This window comes from Brevundimonas sp. S1H14, assembly GCF_047716865.1.
Taxonomy (GTDB): domain Bacteria; phylum Pseudomonadota; class Alphaproteobacteria; order Caulobacterales; family Caulobacteraceae; genus Brevundimonas; species Brevundimonas naejangsanensis.
The window spans coordinates 672679-687004 of the sequence record NZ_CP136679.1 but is presented as its reverse complement, the minus strand read 5'-3'; the positions used below and the strand labels follow the sequence as shown (position 1 = coordinate 687004).

General features: G+C 68.5%; 18 protein-coding genes. 11 read left to right on the top strand and 7 right to left on the bottom strand.

From position 1 onward, the window contains the following. The first annotated feature begins 135 nt into the window (after positions 1–135). The 7 genes from RSD66_RS03330 to trxB all read left to right on the top strand — a co-directional run bounded on the left by RSD66_RS03330 (position 136) and on the right by trxB (position 5265). Positions 136–1464, top strand: coding sequence for an amidohydrolase (locus RSD66_RS03330; RefSeq protein ID WP_415288979.1), 1329 nt, complete (start codon positions 136–138; stop codon positions 1462–1464). A gap of 71 nt (positions 1465–1535) precedes the next feature. After that, entirely contained in the window at positions 1536–1742 is a 207-nt protein-coding gene (locus tag RSD66_RS03325; protein WP_415288978.1) for a cysteine protease, read from the top strand. Between the two features lie 42 nt (positions 1743–1784). Continuing rightward, positions 1785–1985: a hypothetical protein gene (locus RSD66_RS03320; RefSeq protein WP_024353680.1), complete on the top strand. Its 201-nt coding sequence runs from the start codon at positions 1785–1787 to the stop codon at positions 1983–1985. Positions 1986–2188: 203 nt separating this feature from the next. After that, positions 2189–2662, top strand: a complete 474-nt coding sequence (greA, locus tag RSD66_RS03315; RefSeq protein WP_003170051.1) for a transcription elongation factor GreA — start codon at positions 2189–2191, stop codon at positions 2660–2662. Further along, on the top strand, positions 2653–3681 hold the full coding sequence (locus RSD66_RS03310) for a mitochondrial fission ELM1 family protein (protein ID WP_415288977.1): 1029 nt from the start codon (positions 2653–2655) through the stop codon (positions 3679–3681). Before greA ends, RSD66_RS03310 begins: the two co-directional genes overlap by 10 nt. A 159-nt stretch (positions 3682–3840) precedes the next feature. Next, positions 3841–4182 (top strand): hypothetical protein, encoded by a 342-nt coding sequence (locus tag RSD66_RS03305; protein WP_119412697.1) that lies wholly within the window; start codon positions 3841–3843, stop codon positions 4180–4182. A 75-nt stretch (positions 4183–4257) separates the two neighbouring features. Then, on the top strand, positions 4258–5265 hold the full coding sequence (trxB, locus tag RSD66_RS03300; protein WP_415288976.1) for a thioredoxin-disulfide reductase: 1008 nt from the start codon (positions 4258–4260) through the stop codon (positions 5263–5265). Positions 5266–5280: 15 nt separating this feature from the next. Here trxB and RSD66_RS03295 read toward each other — a convergent pair whose 3' ends face one another. Beyond that, positions 5281–6237, bottom strand: coding sequence for an MBL fold metallo-hydrolase (locus RSD66_RS03295; RefSeq protein ID WP_415288975.1), 957 nt, complete (start codon positions 6235–6237; stop codon positions 5281–5283). Positions 6238–6318: 81 nt separating this feature from the next. Between RSD66_RS03295 and RSD66_RS03290 the strand changes: the two genes are divergently transcribed. Beyond that, positions 6319–6921 carry a DUF2975 domain-containing protein gene (locus RSD66_RS03290; protein ID WP_415288974.1) on the top strand — a complete coding sequence of 201 codons (603 nt, stop codon included), beginning with the start codon at positions 6319–6321 and terminating at the stop codon, positions 6919–6921. Continuing rightward, positions 6921–7172, top strand: coding sequence for a helix-turn-helix domain-containing protein (locus tag RSD66_RS03285; protein WP_024353686.1), 252 nt, complete (start codon positions 6921–6923; stop codon positions 7170–7172). The genes RSD66_RS03290 and RSD66_RS03285 overlap by 1 nt, the downstream gene beginning before the upstream one ends. Positions 7173–7183: 11 nt before the next feature. Here RSD66_RS03285 and RSD66_RS03280 read toward each other — a convergent pair whose 3' ends face one another. Beyond that, entirely contained in the window at positions 7184–8374 is a 1191-nt protein-coding gene (locus RSD66_RS03280; RefSeq protein ID WP_415288973.1) for a cell wall hydrolase, read from the bottom strand. 124 nt (positions 8375–8498) lie between these two features. After that, the gene (locus RSD66_RS03275; RefSeq protein WP_415288972.1) at positions 8499–8975 is read right to left on the bottom strand and encodes a Dps family protein; all 477 of its coding nucleotides are present in this window, start codon (positions 8973–8975) and stop codon (positions 8499–8501) included. 236 nt (positions 8976–9211) lie between these two features. Here RSD66_RS03275 and RSD66_RS03270 point away from each other — a divergent pair, with 236 nt between their 5' ends. Further along, the gene (locus RSD66_RS03270; RefSeq protein WP_147399884.1) at positions 9212–9481 is read left to right on the top strand and encodes a hypothetical protein; all 270 of its coding nucleotides are present in this window, start codon (positions 9212–9214) and stop codon (positions 9479–9481) included. A 42-nt stretch (positions 9482–9523) separates the two neighbouring features. On the opposite strand, the gene RSD66_RS03265 is transcribed toward RSD66_RS03270, so the two are convergent. Both RSD66_RS03265 and RSD66_RS03260 read right to left on the bottom strand, forming a co-directional pair. Continuing rightward, the gene (locus RSD66_RS03265; protein ID WP_024353690.1) at positions 9524–9886 is read right to left on the bottom strand and encodes a DUF6481 family protein; all 363 of its coding nucleotides are present in this window, start codon (positions 9884–9886) and stop codon (positions 9524–9526) included. A 223-nt stretch (positions 9887–10109) separates the two neighbouring features. After that, positions 10110–10307, bottom strand: a complete 198-nt coding sequence (locus RSD66_RS03260) for a hypothetical protein (RefSeq protein WP_024353691.1) — start codon at positions 10305–10307, stop codon at positions 10110–10112. Between the two features lie 427 nt (positions 10308–10734). On the opposite strand from RSD66_RS03260, the gene RSD66_RS03255 reads away from it, so the two are divergent. Then, entirely contained in the window at positions 10735–11874 is a 1140-nt protein-coding gene (locus RSD66_RS03255) for a cell wall hydrolase (protein WP_415288971.1), read from the top strand. Positions 11875–11880: 6 nt separating this feature from the next. Here the strand turns inward: RSD66_RS03255 and nadC are convergent, their stop codons facing one another. Then, positions 11881–12756, bottom strand: coding sequence for a carboxylating nicotinate-nucleotide diphosphorylase (gene nadC, locus RSD66_RS03250; protein WP_415288970.1), 876 nt, complete (start codon positions 12754–12756; stop codon positions 11881–11883). Next, the gene (locus RSD66_RS03245) at positions 12757–14325 is read right to left on the bottom strand and encodes an L-aspartate oxidase (protein WP_415288969.1); all 1569 of its coding nucleotides are present in this window, start codon (positions 14323–14325) and stop codon (positions 12757–12759) included. Position 14326 lies beyond the last annotated feature (1 nt).

Below are 14326 nucleotides of genomic sequence, written 5' to 3'. Positions count from 1 at the left end.
AGCGATCGTCGGGGGCTTTTTCGTGGGGCCGGCCCATCAAGCCCCAGGATGACGGCGGATAAATGCACGCCTTATCCGGTTGCCCCATCCCCTCCAGCGACTAAGGTCGCGCCTGACACCGGAGGGGACCCCACCATGAAGAAGACCGCGCTCACCGCCATTCTGGCCGCCGTTCTGGCCGCCGGTTCCGCGCCCGCCATCGCCCAGAACGCGAACGACGCCGCTGCGCTGAAGGCCGCCGTCAAGGCGGACTACGACGCCAACCTCGGCGCCCTGTTCGACCATTTCCACCGCAACCCCGAACTGTCGGGCCTTGAGGTCCAGACCTCGGCCCGCATGGCGCAGGAGCTGCGCGCCCTGGGCTATGACGTCACCACCGGCGTCGGCGGCACCGGCGTGGTCGCCGTCCTGCGCAACGGCCCTGGACCCACGGTGATGATCCGCGCCGACATGGACGGCCTGCCGGTCGAGGAGCAGTCGGGCCTGGCCAACGCCTCCACCGCGCGCCAGGTCGACACCGACGGCGTCGAAAAGCCCGTCATGCACGCCTGCGGCCACGACGTGCACATCACCGCCCTGGTCGGCACGGCGCGTCAGATGCAGGCGCGCAAGGCCAACTGGTCGGGCACCCTGGTCCTGGTCGCCCAACCGGCCGAGGAGCGTATCTTCGGCGCCCGCGCCATGGTGCAGGACGGCCTCTATTCGCGCTTCCCCAAGCCGGACTACGCCCTGGCCTTCCACGTCTCGGCCGACACCCCGACGGGCCGGATCGGCGTGCCGCTTGGCATCACCTCCTCCAGTTCGGACAGCGTGGACATCGCCGTCCACGGCGTCGCCACCCACGGCGCCTCGCCGCACCTGGGGGTCGATCCGATCCTGGTCGCCTCGCACATCGTGGTCGCGCTGCAATCCCTGCGCAGCCGCGAGACCAGCCCGCTGGAGGGCGCCGTGGTCACGGTCGGCGCCATCAAGGGCGGCATCAAACACAACATCATCTCCGACCGCGTCGACATGCAGTTGACCGTCCGCTCGGACAGCCCCGAGGTTCGCGCCAAGCTGCTGGACGGCATCGACCGCATCTCGGCGAACACTGCCCGCGCCCTGGGCGTGCCCGAAGACAAGCTGCCGACCGTCGTGCGGTCGCCGCTGGAAAACACCCCGCCCACCATCAATGACGCCGAGACGGCCGCCCGCGTCCGCGAAGCCCTGACCGCCGGTCTGGGCGACGACGTGCTGATCGACAATCCGCGCACCGGCATGGGCGCCGAGGACTTCGCCGAGTTCGTCACGCCCGAACTCGGGGTGAAGGGCGTCTATTTCCGCGTCGGCGGCACGCCGCCCGACCAGGTCAAGGGCGCGGCCGGTCACCACTCGGGCCTGTTCCGCATCACGCCAGAGCCCGCCGTCACCCTGGGCGTCGAAGGTTCGGTGCTGGCCGCCGAGGCCCTGATGCCGAAACGGTAAAGGCTGTTGAACCGGGCGGCGTCCTGGTCGTTGAGGAAGGAACATTCCCTTTCCGTCTGGAGACGCCGCCCATGTTCCTGCCTACTCTGCCTACCCTCGTAAGCAGTCTGCTGTTGTCGCGTCGCGGCCGCGCGATGATGGGCCGCCACATGGGCAAGATCGCTCTGGCGGGCATAGCCTGGCAGTTGTGGAAGCACCGTCGCGGCGCCGCCGAAGACGCGCCTGCGGTCACGGCTGCGCCGCCGCAGCGTCGTAGATCACGCGGGCGCGCACGCTGAGCTCGGCCGCAACTCGGCGGTTTGTGAGGCGTTAACACCTTCATGCGCCTGTCCGTAATCCAAGTGATCGCGGCCCTGTTTTCGGCCGTCTGTTTCGTCATCGCCTTTATCGCGGCAGGCGTCGCTGTCGTATCCGGCGCCTTCATGCTGATGGCGCTTGCGGCGCTGGGCTTTATCGCCTGGACCGCCCTGCGCCGCGCCTTCGGCAGGGATCGCCTGCCAGGACCGCCGTCCAGCGAATGAAGGGCGGGCGAATGAAATGCAGGCGACCTGCGCCTTGCGCTGTTCCGCCGCGACGAACAACGTCCAGCGACCTGCCTGCCCCATCTTGAGTTTGAGCGCTGGGCGCCCTACCTTCTTTGGCCGGTCACGCGACGCCCCCGTGGCCGCGGTGCACCGAACCGTCTCTCATCTGTCTTCGGGCGTAGCAAGAAACTCACGACACAATGGAAAAAGTGCCGATGACGGCCGAGGGTTATCGCGCCCTCGACGATCAACTCAAGCAATTGAAGTCGGTGGAACGACCCAGCGTGATCGCCGCCATCGCGGAAGCCCGCGAGCATGGCGATCTGTCTGAAAACGCCGAATACCACGCCGCCAAGGAGCGCCAGGGCTGGATCGAAGGCTCGATCGCCGAGATCGAGGACAAACTGTCCCGCGCCCAGGTGATCGACGTGTCCAAACTGTCCGGCGATCAGGTCAAGTTCGGCGCCACCGTCACCTTCGTCGACGAGGACACCGAGGAAGAAGGCGTCTATCAGATCGTCGGCGAACACGAAGCCGACGTGAAGCTGGGCAAGATCTCCATCGCCTCGCCGATCGCCCGCGCCCTGATCTCCAAGGAGGTCGGCGACGTGGTCGAGGTCAACACGCCCGGCGGCGTGAAGGCCTATGAGATCCTCAAGGTCGAGTGGAAGTAACCTCCGCCGACATCGAGGCTGAAGGCAGGGCGCGCGGCATGGCCGCGCGCCCTCTTTCCATCTGGGTCGTCTCCGACGGCCGGACCGGCATCCAGAACCAGGCTCTGGGGCTGGCTGAGGCCATCGCCCGCCTGGCCCCCGCCGAGATCGAGATCAAACAGGTCCGCTGGCGCCCCGCCTTCGACCGGCTCCCGTCGGCCCTGAAGTCGCCCGCCATGCTGGCGCCGGGTTCTTTCGATCCCCGCATCGTGAACGAATGGCCCGACCTGTGGATCGCCACGGGCCGCGCCAGCCTGCCCCTGTCGGCGCGCGTGCGCGACTGGAGCGGCGGCAAGACCTTTGTCGTCCAGACCCAGGATCCGCGCTGGCGCAACGACCGCTACGACCTGATCGTCGCCCCCGCCCATGACGACCTCAGCGGCTCCAACGTCCTGTCGATCACCGGCAGCCCCCACCGCATCACGCGCGAAAGACTGGCCAAGGCGGCGCCCGCCTTCGCCGCGCGCATCGCCCCCTTGCCCCATCCGCGCGTGGCGGTGATGGTGGGCGGCGCCTCCGCCGCCTTCGACCTGCCGCCCGACCACGCCGCCGACCTGGCCGAGCGCATCGCGAAGGCCGTCTCCGCCGCAAACGGCTCCCTGCTGCTGACCTATTCGCGTCGCACGCCCGAAGCGGCCAAGGCGGTGATGACCGACCGCCTGTCGGCCCTGCCCGGCTGGATGTGGAACGGCGAGGGCGACAACCCCCTCTTCGCCATGCTGGACGCCGCCGACCACATCCTCGTCACCGAGGACAGCGCCAATATGGCCGCCGAGGCCGCCTCAACCGGCAAGCCGGTCCACGTCCTGCCGATGATCGCGAAGAAGGCGCCGGGCAAGTTCGCCCGCCTGCACGCCGACCTTCAGGCGCGCGGCGCCGCCCGCCCCTTCGACGGCGCGCTGACGCCGTGGACCTATGCGCCATTGAACGAGACAGAACGCGCCGCCCGCGCCGTTCTGGCGGCCCTCAAACCCCGCTGAAATCGCCCCCCCGCCCCGCAAGGGTGGCGAAACGTCCTCGCCGTCCCCATATGTCGGGATCAAGGCAAAACACGACCCCTAACCCGACGGCGGAAACGCTGATCGGACGGCTGCGCCTTGAACTTTGACGCTCTTTTTTCACGGAAAGGACGCTCCGAATTGATCGTAGAAAACTTCATCCGCCTCTACGCCCACGACTTCAGCCAGATGGCTGGCCGCGCCGAGATGGGACAGGATGTTGATGATGCTCTGGCCCGGCGGCTGCGTGACGCCGACAACCACGCCCAGGTGATGGACCAGCGCAAGGGCAAGGGACACCTGACCGCCCTGGTCGCCCGCATCCGCGAAGAGGCCTCCGTCTTCAACGGCCGCGTCATGCGCAACGGCGCCGACCCTGCCGAAGCGGCCGCACGACGTGAGGCGTTTCTGTCTGACGTCGCCGACACCCTGGAAAACCTGCGCGCCGCCCGCAAGGCTGAGGGCCAGCAGGCTCACGCCTGACGCCAATCGGCGCAGCAGGTCGTGAAATGTCGCATCGGCATCGCGCTTAAGAGAATCAGCGCCTAAATAGGCGCCATGACCCAAGCTCGTACCGTCCGTGTCGCCATCATCGGTTCCGGCCCCGCCGGCTGGACCGCCGCCATCTACGCCGCCCGCGCCTCGCTGAACCCGGTGATGATCGCCGGGCTTCAGCCTGGCGGCCAGCTCACCATCACCACGGACGTCGAGAACTACCCCGGCTTCGCCGAGACCATTCAGGGCCCCTGGCTGATGCAGCAGATGCAGGCCCAGGCTGAACATGTCGGCACGGAAGTCCTGCATGACATCGTGACCCAGGCCGACCTGTCCCAGCGCCCCTTCCGCCTGACGCTCGATTCAGGCGCTGAAATCCTGGCCGAGACGGTCATCATCTCCACCGGCGCTCAGGCCAAATGGCTGGGGCTGGAATCAGAGGCCGCCTATCAGGGCTTCGGCGTCTCGGCCTGCGCCACCTGCGACGGCTTCTTCTATCGCGGCAAGCAGGTCGTGGTGGTCGGCGGCGGCAACACCGCCGTCGAGGAAGCCCTGTTCCTGACCCACTTCGCCGAGACCGTCACCGTGGTTCACCGCCGCGACGAGTTCCGCGCCGAGAAGATCCTTCAGGACCGCCTGTTCGCCCATCCCAAGATCAAGGTCGTCTGGGACGTGGCCGTCGAGGAAGTCGTCGGCGTCGTCGACGGCGTGGCCCGCAACGTCACCGGCGTGCGCCTGAAGAACGTCAAGACCGGCGAGATCAGCGAAATTGCCGCCGACGGCGTCTTCATCGCCATCGGCCACGCCCCCTCGTCCGAACTGTTCAAAGGCCAGCTGGAGACCAACTCCGGGGGCTATCTGCGGGTCAAGCCGGGCACGGCGGCGACCGCCATCGAGGGCGTCTGGGCCGCCGGCGACGTCACCGACGACGTCTATCGCCAGGCCGTGACGGCGGCGGGCATGGGCTGCATGGCCGCCCTCGAAGCCGCCCGCTTCCTCGCCGAAGAAGACCACAAGGCCGCCCACCACCCCATCAGCCACAAGGAAGCCGAGAAGATCGGAGCCTGGTGAGGTTCAGGAGGCGTTTCAACGCGCCTCCGCCTGCTCCGACCGTGATTGGTGGCCGAGGAACACCTCCACATTCGGATGCGCGGCCGCAAAGTTGCGTAACCTTTGGGCGGACGCTTCGGCGTCGGCGCGGGCGGCGGGCGCGACCGGCTGCGGCATCTGCTGTTCCCAGCCCAGACGGGTGCTGACCGCGTCGCCGACCACCAGCTTCGGCCCGTCCACGGCGTTGACCAGATAGGCGGTAGAGCCCGCCGAATGCCCCGGCGTGCTGATGGCCCAGATCGAACCGTCGCCGAAGACATCGAGCACCCCGGCAAACCGGCCGTCGGGATCCGGTTCGAACCGCCACTCGCGCAGGGGGCCGTAGCCGCGCAGGGCGGCGTCCGCCGGGCGGCCCAGCACCAGGTTCACGCGACTGCGTTCCTGAGCCTCGCCTGCACCCACATAGACGGGCGTCGTGACCGGAAGGTCGACCAACCCGCCCACATGATCGAAATGCAGATGGGTCAGGAAGACGGCGCGCGGCGGCGTCTGGCCGTCCAGCCACTGGGCTGTGGTACGCGTGATGCGGACATCAAGGTCGGACACCGCCCGGCGCATCAGACCGTTCAGCCGCTCCCCCAGTTCGGCCGACACGCCGCTGTCGATCATCACCCGTCCGAAGCGAGGGTGATCCACCACATAGGCATAGATCGTCGCCTCTTCATCGCCCTTGGGTACGGCCGCCGTACGTGGATCCTTGCGGTCGATGAAGACCCCTCGCCCCGCCGTCCACTGTGCGAAACGAACGCGCTCGAAGGTCACGACGCCAGGTTGCGTCAGGCTCGCCTCCAGCGCCGAAGCCCGCGACGCCGCCCCCAGGTCCGAGACCGTCAACGGGTGGCGGCTGGCCGGGGTGGCGCAACCGGCCAGCAGGGCCGCCAGAGCCAGACTCGCGATCATGGGCGACCGGCGCCCTTGGCCTTGATGCGACATGTCGTATCCTTGGTTGAGTTGTTGCTCATATCGAAATACATAAAAATATAGCCGTCAATCGAATTGGAGCAGCGTTATCCCATGGCGGTCGTCGTCGCCCTGCCCCCGCCGGTTCCGCTGGAGCCTGACGCCTTCGTCCGCATCCGGCGGCTCAGCCGCCCGCTGGAGTGGCTGTTCACGGTGCTGTTCGCGCTGGGCGCCGCCCTGTTGGCGATCGCCGTCGTGGCCGTGCTGACCTATGTCGGAACACGACTGCAGGTCCGCCCCGGCGGGATGCAGATCTATATCGAGGCGACGGTCCCGCCCGTGCCGCCCGGCTGGACCACCGTCGGCGCCCTGCCTTGGGTTCAGAAGATCGCTCTGGCCCTGTCGGCCAGCGTGATGATGGTCCCTGCCCTGGCGGTGCTGTGGGGATTGCGACAGCTGTTCCGCCTCTATGGCTCAGGCGTCGTCCTGACCCAGGAGAACGCCCGCTGCATGGGCCGCATCGCCCTGTGGCTGATGGCCTACGCCGTCGCCCCGACGCTCGGCCATGTTCTGGTGACGCTGGCGGGTTTCGACGACGAGGGCTGGCTGAGGATCGACAGCGCCAAGGCCCTGGCGCTGGGACTGATCCTGTTCGTCGTGGCGCGGGTCATGGCCTGGGGCGCCGAGGTGCACGACGACGTCTCGCGGTTCGTGTGATGCCCATTATCGTGCGGCTGGACGTGATGATGGCGCGGCGCAAGGTGCGCTCGAACGTGCTGGCGCGCGCCATCGGCATTTCCGAGACCAACCTATCCCTGCTGAAGTCGGGCAAGGTCCGCGGCCTGCGCTTCGCCACCCTGGACGCCATCTGCCGCTATCTGGACTGCAGCCCGGCCGACATTCTGGAATACGCGCCCGACGTCTCGGAAACGGATGACGACGTGCTTCGCAAGACCGGCACGGGCTGATCGCCCGCCCATTAACCTTGAGGCTTGCCGACCTCTTCGACAACCATGGGCGTGACGCCGGCGGGCGGCGGGGCGGTCACGCTGGGGACAGCGCCGCTTTCAAAGGCCTTCAGCCGCTCGTTGATGGCGGCGATTTCTTCCTTGCTGGCCTGACGACGGCCGCCCAGGCTGACGATGCCGACGACGCGGGTCTGGCCCTCGATCTCGACCGTGCGCAGTTCGCCGGACCTGGCGCCCTCCAGCGCCGCCTCAACGCTGTCGGCCGCCGTGGCGAGCAGGACGCGCGGTTTGGCGAACCGGGCCTCGTCGATCGACGGCTCGCGGCCCGCGTATGCATTGACGAAGGCGGCCGTCTCACCGGCCGCGCCCTTCCAGCGATAGAAGATGTGCGCCCCAACCTGGGTGATCTTGGCCAGGGTCGGCGACCACCAGGGATGGACGTAGTCGGCGTGGTAGTGGGTGGCCGTGCCCACGCGCTCGGCCACATGACCGTTCAGGGCGCGCGCCGCGACCCGCTCGGCCCGGGCCCAGGCCCAGCGCACCGGGCCGCGCGCCAGAGAACCGTCGCAGGTGAAACTGAACTGGCAGCCCGTGGTCCGTTCAGCGCCCTGATAGACGACGCCGCAGACGCTGGAGGGATAGTTGGGATCGCGCACCCGGTTCAGCACCACCTGGGCCACGCCCTCCTGCCCCTCGGTCGGCTCCAGCGCCGCCTCGTAATAGACAGCCTGGGTCAGGCAGCGCAGGGCGCGCTGGCGCGACGCCTCGTCCGTCGGGCGGAAGACGAAGGGCAGCGCGGGCTGAAGCGCGCCGAAGGCGTTGGGCATTGCGGCGTTCAACTGCTGAGCGGCGACGCCGGCCACGCCCTGATCCAGACTGGGCTTGCCGCCGAGCGTCAGACTCTCCCAACCGGGAGTCAGGCCGTAAAGTTCAGGCAACCCCAGAGCCGGGTCGTGACGACGCGCCACAGCCAGTTGGCCCGCGTCCATCCGCGCCATCACCGCCGCCAGGCCGTTCGGACCGAGATCCCCGCCGGTGGCGCGCGCCACCGCCTCGGCCGTCCGGTCGATGTCGGGGCGCGGCGTCGAACTGGCGGACATGGCCACGCCCATCGCCGCCAGGGTGACGGCCATGGCGGCGGGCGCCGCAGCCAGTGCGCGGCGTCCGGTCGTCTTCAGCGGCGTGAGGCGGCCCAGGGTCATGCGATGTCCGTATAGCGACGCCTGACTGCGCCGGAAACCGGCGATCTGCATGATCGCCCAATCCGGCGCTTTTCAGACGCCAAGATTACCGTTGCGTGAGATGGAACGGTAATCCCGCCGGCCCTTATCGCTCGCCGAGGCTCGAGCGCAGCATCCAGGCCGCCTTTTCGTGCGCGGCCAGACGCACCGTCATCAGGTCGACCGAGGCCTCGTCACCGACCTCATCGGCGGCGTCCAAAGCCGCGCGGGCGGTGGCGATGACGACGCCGTGGTCCTTGATCAGCTCCTTGAGCATGGCTGCGGAATCCTTCTCAGGATCGCCGTCCTTGATCGAGGTGAGATTGGCGAAGGCCGAAGCGCTCTGCGGCGCCAGTTCGCCCAGGGCGCGGATACGCTCGGCGATCTCGTCCAGCGCGGCCCAGATTTCGCGGTACTGTTCTTCCAGCAGATTGTGCAGGCTGAAGAACTCCGGCCCGCGCACGTTCCAGTGGTAGCCGTGCGTCTTCAGATAGAGGGCGTAGCTGTCGGCCAGGGCCTTGGACAGTTCGCGCGCGACGTCAGCGCGTTCCTTGAGCTTCAGACCGGTGTCGATGGCGTTCATGACGGCTCCTGTTGGCATTGCTGGGGAAGATCAGCCTTGCAGTTAGGTCGTCTGGCCTGCGTTCCAAGGGGCCGGCGACATCACTTCGCAGGAATCTTCGCCCCTGTAACGTCAGACCGGCATGAGCGTTGCCGCGCACATGAAACCCTTCGATTTCAGCGATCACGGATTTTCTATTTCAGAAACAGACGTTTTTTATGAGAGCGTCACACGTCGCCAATCAACGGAGTTTTATCATGGCTCGTTCGATCAAGACTATTGCGTGTGTGGCAGCCGTCATAAGCGCAGCTCTATCCACCGCAGCACTCGCCACGCCGTGGTCTGAACCCCTTTACGATTACATCTATTTCAGCGACGCAACCAAGACCGTTCAGGTCGGCTATCAGGCGGGTGTCTGCTACAACGGCTATGCTGGAGTGGCCGAGCATGCCGTGGGAACGGTGACGTCCCATTACGTGCTCGTTCGAACCGGCACCTGCACCAGCAACGGCGCCATCTATCAGTGAGCCGCGCGTAAACGCCCCGGCCCGAGCCGGGGCGTCTTCAACCTAGCGCTTGCGCGCCTTGCGGGCGGCGTAGCGGGCGTCGCGAGCGGCCTTCTGCTCTTCCTTGGTCAACTGCTTGCGCTCCTTGCGGGCGGCGCGCTTGGCGGCGTCGACCTCTTCCTGGGCGGCCATCTCGGCGGCCAGGCGGGCGGCGTCCTTCTCGGCCTTCTCACGGCGCAGCTCGGCCTTGGCCAGTTCGTGCTGCTGGCGGATCGCCTCCTTCTCGGCGGCGCGCTTGGCGGCCAGCTTCTCGAACTCGGGGTCCTGAACCGTCGGCTTCGGCTTGAACCGGGCCAGCAGGGCTTGTTTGGCGTCTTTCTGGGCGGACAGGCGGTCGTTGAAGCCGGTGTTCTTGAGGTCGCGCATGCTGAGAGGCGGGTGTCCTTGATAGGGAATGGAAACGGCGAATAGGGCCGATCGCCGAAGCGACGGCCGCAAGACGGGGCGCAAAGCGCGTTTCGGCACGCTCGGCCCGGCGGGAGGGCAAAGCCGAATTTCGCGCCGAAATCAAGCTCTACAGCCCGATTTCATAGGATTTAGCGGCGACTGACGCCCTCCGACCGCGTTTCGCGGCCAAAGAGACGCGTCGTTACTGCGGCTTTTGAGCGTGGCCGACCGCAGCGCCCGCGGCGCCGCCAACGGCCGCTCCAACCGGGCCGCCGACCACGGCCCCAGCGACGGCTCCGGTCGCCGCCTTCTGTTCCACCGTGTGGCCGCAGCCCGACAGGGCCAGGGCTCCGGCGCCGGCCAGCGTCAGAACGAGCAGGCGGGAAGCGATGCGGGTCATGGGGTCAACTCCTTGAAATAGCTCAGCTTGGAACGCGGAAATTACCGACTGGTTCCCATCTGAGGCACGACTCAGGCATCCAAGATGTCACACCCCCGCCAATAGCTTATTCATGCCCGCGCCTCGCACCGCACAATCTTTGTTCAACAGAACAATACGGTATTCCCAAGAATGTCTCAGGCGCAATTTCGTCATGATTTGAAACAACAAAAATAATGACTTTCCGGCAATTTCCCTATGCTGAAGAAATTACAATTCTAGCGAATCAGTCACATTGAGGCCATAAACCAATGGATAAAGGCCCGCCTTCGAGGGCCGGCGTTCAGTCGGCGTTCACCCGACCCGCTTGAAGCGCGACGCGTCCTTGTCGCCAGGGTTCGGGAACTACGGGGGCGGCATCCTCGCCCTGTTGTACAGGACTACGCCTTTGTCTTTCTCCTCGCAGACGCGCGCGCTGATGCACGCCGCCCGCTCATTCCGCCTGCGCCCGACGACGGCTGCGGCGGCGTTCGGCGGCGTCGTCGGCCTCGCAGTCGGAGGGGCCTATCTGGGCGGCCTGGCCGCCCAGGCCTCGACCGTGCGCAGTCAGGCCGAGCGCCTGCAGGGCGCCTATACCCAGGAAGCCCTGGCCGAAGCGGCCGGCGGCCTGGACGCCAGCGCCCTGGCCATCGCCCACCGCCACGATCCCTATTCCGTCGCCGGGTCCGCCCAGCGCGACCGCCAGGCCGAGCTGCTGACCGCCCGGCTGGAGCAGCTTCAGGGCCAGGACGGCCTGCGCCGCGCCAACCTGCAGGCCGCCGGCGCGACCAAGATTTCCGCCGCCCGTCCCTTCCGCCTCGACGGCGCCCTGGACCAGTCGCGCGACCTCGAATGCCTGACCCAGGCCGTCTATTATGAAGCGCGCGGCGAGGGCCGCGACGGCATGAAGGCCGTGGCCCAGGTGGTGCTGAACCGCGCCCGCCACCCCGCCTTCCCCAAGACCGTCTGCGCCGTCGTCTATCAGGGCGCCAACCGGGGCTCAGGCTGCCAGTTCAGCTTCACCTGCAACGGCGCCATGCGCGGCGCCGTCAACCGCAGCGCCTGGAACCGCGCCCGCGAAGTCGCGACCAAGGCCCTGTCCGGCCAGGTGTTCAGCGCCGTCGGCAACGCCACCCACTTCCACACCACCGCCGTCTCGCCGTCGTGGCGCAACAATCTGATCCGCGTAAATCAGGTCGGCGACCATCTTTTCTATCGCTTCGGCGGTCGTTCGGGCGCCAGTCAGGCCTTCGCCTATAATCCGCGCCCCTCGGGCCCGGTCGAGCAGGCCCCGCGACTGGTTCAGGCCAGCCTCGACCCCGTCGAGGCCGCGCGCAACGTCTCGGGCGCGATCGCCTATACCGCCGTACTGGCGCGCGAAGCCGCCGTCGCCGGCGACAAGGCCCCGGCCGCCGCTCCCCCGGCTGCCGCCCCTGCGGCCGCCGCGCCGCGCACCACGGCCTCGCGCGGCGCCGAGCCCCAGCCTGTGACGATCAAGACCGCCGCCTTGCCCCCGGCCGCTTCGACGGTTGCAGCGGGCGGAGCCTGACCGGCGTCACGCCTCGTCCAGGCCGATATCCAGCTGCATCACTGAATGGGTCAAGGCTCCCACGGAGATGACGTTCACGCCGGTTGCGGCGATGCCCGCGACCGTGCTCAGGTTCACCCCTCCCGACGCCTCCAGCACCACTGATCCGAAGGCGCTGTCTCGCACGCGTCGAACCGCCTCGGTCATGTCGTCCAGGCTGAAGTTGTCCAGCATGACGACGTCCGGCCGCTCAGGCAGGACCTCGTCCAGTTGATCCAGACCGTCGACCTCGACCTCGACCTTCATCAGATGGGGTGCAAAGGCCCTGGCCCGGCGAACCGCCTCGCCCGCCCCGCCGCAGACGGCGACGTGATTGTCCTTGATCAGGATGGCGTCATCCAGCCCGAAGCGATGGTTCAGCCCGCCGCCGCAGGCGACCGCGTGCTTCTCCAGCGCCCGTAGCCCCGGCGTGGTCTTGCGGGTGTCGGCGATGCGCGCCTTGGTCCCCTCGACCGCCCGCACATAGGTCCGCGTCAGGGTGGCGATTCCGCACATCCGGCCCAGCAGGTTCAGCGCCGTCCGCTCGGCCGACAGCAGGGCGCGGGCGTTCGCCTCGACCGCGATCAGCACGGCTCCGGCCTCGAAGGCCTCGCCGTCGGCGACCTTCACCGTCACCGTCGCCAGCGGGTCCAGCGCGTGGACGGCGATCCGCACCACCGCACCGCCCGCCATCACCCCGGCCTGACGCGCTGAAAACACGGCGCTGAAGCGAGCGCCCTCGGGGATGCAGGCCTGCGCCGTCACATCGCCCGTGCGCCCCAGATCCTCGGCCAGCGCCATGCGCACCACGGGCTCGATCAACAGGTCCGGCAGAGTTCGGGTCACGGAAACGTCCTTCATCATTCAGATCACGGCCGCCAGGGCGGCGAGCGTCGCCGCCTCGGCCTCTTCGTCGCGTCCAGGCGCAGGCGCTGCGCGCATCCGCGTGTGCTCGGCCCTCGGCAGGCTGTCGGGGAAGTCGCGGCGATAGTGGCCGCCCCGGCTCTCGCACCGGTTCAGCGCCCCCTTGGCGACCAGCCGCGCCGCCGTCAGACACGCCGCGGCCGGATACGCCTTCGCCAAATCATCGATCAGCACCAGCAGCGCCGTCAGTCCCGCCTCGTCCCGCACCACGCCCGCATGGCGCGTCATGGCCGCGCGCAAAGCCGCCAGCGCCTCGGGCGGCAGATCCGTCATCGCCGGCGCCGCCGCCAGAGGCCGCCGCTCGGGCTGGACCTCGCTCGCCGCCGCCCGGCCCGCGCGTCGCCCGAAGGCCCCCGCCTCCAGCAGGGAGTTGGACGCCAGCCGGTTGGCCCCATGCACCCCCGTCGCCGCGCACTCGCCGATGGCGAACAGGCCGGGGATGGTGGTGCGCCCCTCGTCGTCGGCGACGATCCCGCCCATGTGATAGTGGGCCGCCGCCGCCACGGGAATCGGGCTGACGCGCGGGTCCAGCCCCGCCCTCATGCAGGCGGCGAAAACAGCCGGAAACTCATGCGGGAAGGCCTCGCCTACCGCCTTGGTCGCATCGAGGAAGGCGCCGCTTCCAGCGACCCGCGCCGCGTGCACCGCCCGCGCCACGATGTCCCTCGGCGCCAGATCGGCGTCCGGATGATCGCCCAGCAGGAAGGCGCCGTTTCCATCGACCAGCCGCGCCCCTTCGCCGCGCAGGGCCTCGGTCGCCAGCGGCGCCGGATCCAGCCCCACGTCGATGGCTGTGGGGTGGAACTGCACGAACTCGGGGTCCAGAATCTCGGCCCCGGCCTGCCAGGCCAGCGCCAGCCCCTCGCCGCGCAGGGCAGACGGGTTGGTGGTCGCCTCGAACAGGCCGCCGATCCCCCCGGTGGCCAGAACCACCGCAGGCGCGAACACCTCGTCCAGACGGCCCCCGCGCCGCTCGATCACCGCACCGCGCACCCGGCCGTCGACGTCCCGGATCAGGCCGCGCAGCCGCCCGTCTTCCCAGATCTCAATGGCCTTTGTCGCCCGCGCAGCGGCGACTACGGCCGACAGAATGGCCCGGCCCGCACCGTCGCCGCCCACCCGCGCCACGCGCGGCAGGCTGTGCGCCGCCTCCAGACTGACGGAGAAGCCGCCATCGTCATCGCGGTCGAACGGCGCGCCCAGCGCCGCCAGCCACTCGACGGTCTCGCGACCCCGCATCGTAAGGGCGCGCGCCGCCTCGGCCTCGACCAGACCGGCGCCCGCGCCCTCGGTGTCCTTCGCGTGTAGGGCCGCGCTGTCCTGCGGCGACAGGGCCGCCGCCATCCCGCCCTGCGCCCACGCCGAGGAGCAGGCGTTCAGCAAGGGCTCGGGCGTGACCACCAGCACCCGGCCGTCCGGCCCCAGCGCCCCGGCCGCTTCCAGCGCCGCCGACAGCCCCGCCAGCCCGCCGCCGATGATCAGAGGGCCGTCATGCCGGATGCGCGCCATT

What these genes read in the sequence shown, in the direction of transcription:
- RSD66_RS03330 (WP_415288979.1), top strand. Translation starts at nt 136, where the DNA reads ATGAAGAAGACCGCGCTCACCGCCATTCTGGCCGCCGTTCTGGCCGCC.
- RSD66_RS03325 (WP_415288978.1), top strand. Translation starts at nt 1,536, where the DNA reads ATGTTCCTGCCTACTCTGCCTACCCTCGTAAGCAGTCTGCTGTTGTCG.
- RSD66_RS03320 (WP_024353680.1), top strand. Translation starts at nt 1,785, where the DNA reads ATGCGCCTGTCCGTAATCCAAGTGATCGCGGCCCTGTTTTCGGCCGTC.
- greA (WP_003170051.1), top strand. Translation starts at nt 2,189, where the DNA reads ATGGAAAAAGTGCCGATGACGGCCGAGGGTTATCGCGCCCTCGACGAT.
- trxB (WP_415288976.1), top strand. Translation starts at nt 4,258, where the DNA reads ATGACCCAAGCTCGTACCGTCCGTGTCGCCATCATCGGTTCCGGCCCC.
- RSD66_RS03295 (WP_415288975.1), bottom strand. Translation starts at nt 6,237, where the DNA reads ATGTCGCATCAAGGCCAAGGGCGCCGGTCGCCCATGATCGCGAGTCTG.
- RSD66_RS03290 (WP_415288974.1), top strand. Translation starts at nt 6,319, where the DNA reads ATGGCGGTCGTCGTCGCCCTGCCCCCGCCGGTTCCGCTGGAGCCTGAC.
- RSD66_RS03285 (WP_024353686.1), top strand. Translation starts at nt 6,921, where the DNA reads ATGCCCATTATCGTGCGGCTGGACGTGATGATGGCGCGGCGCAAGGTG.
- RSD66_RS03280 (WP_415288973.1), bottom strand. Translation starts at nt 8,374, where the DNA reads ATGACCCTGGGCCGCCTCACGCCGCTGAAGACGACCGGACGCCGCGCA.
- RSD66_RS03275 (WP_415288972.1), bottom strand. Translation starts at nt 8,975, where the DNA reads ATGAACGCCATCGACACCGGTCTGAAGCTCAAGGAACGCGCTGACGTC.
- RSD66_RS03270 (WP_147399884.1), top strand. Translation starts at nt 9,212, where the DNA reads ATGGCTCGTTCGATCAAGACTATTGCGTGTGTGGCAGCCGTCATAAGC.
- RSD66_RS03265 (WP_024353690.1), bottom strand. Translation starts at nt 9,886, where the DNA reads ATGCGCGACCTCAAGAACACCGGCTTCAACGACCGCCTGTCCGCCCAG.
- RSD66_RS03260 (WP_024353691.1), bottom strand. Translation starts at nt 10,307, where the DNA reads ATGACCCGCATCGCTTCCCGCCTGCTCGTTCTGACGCTGGCCGGCGCC.
- nadC (WP_415288970.1), bottom strand. Translation starts at nt 12,756, where the DNA reads ATGATGAAGGACGTTTCCGTGACCCGAACTCTGCCGGACCTGTTGATC.
- RSD66_RS03245 (WP_415288969.1), bottom strand. Translation starts at nt 14,325, where the DNA reads ATGGCGCGCATCCGGCATGACGGCCCTCTGATCATCGGCGGCGGGCTG.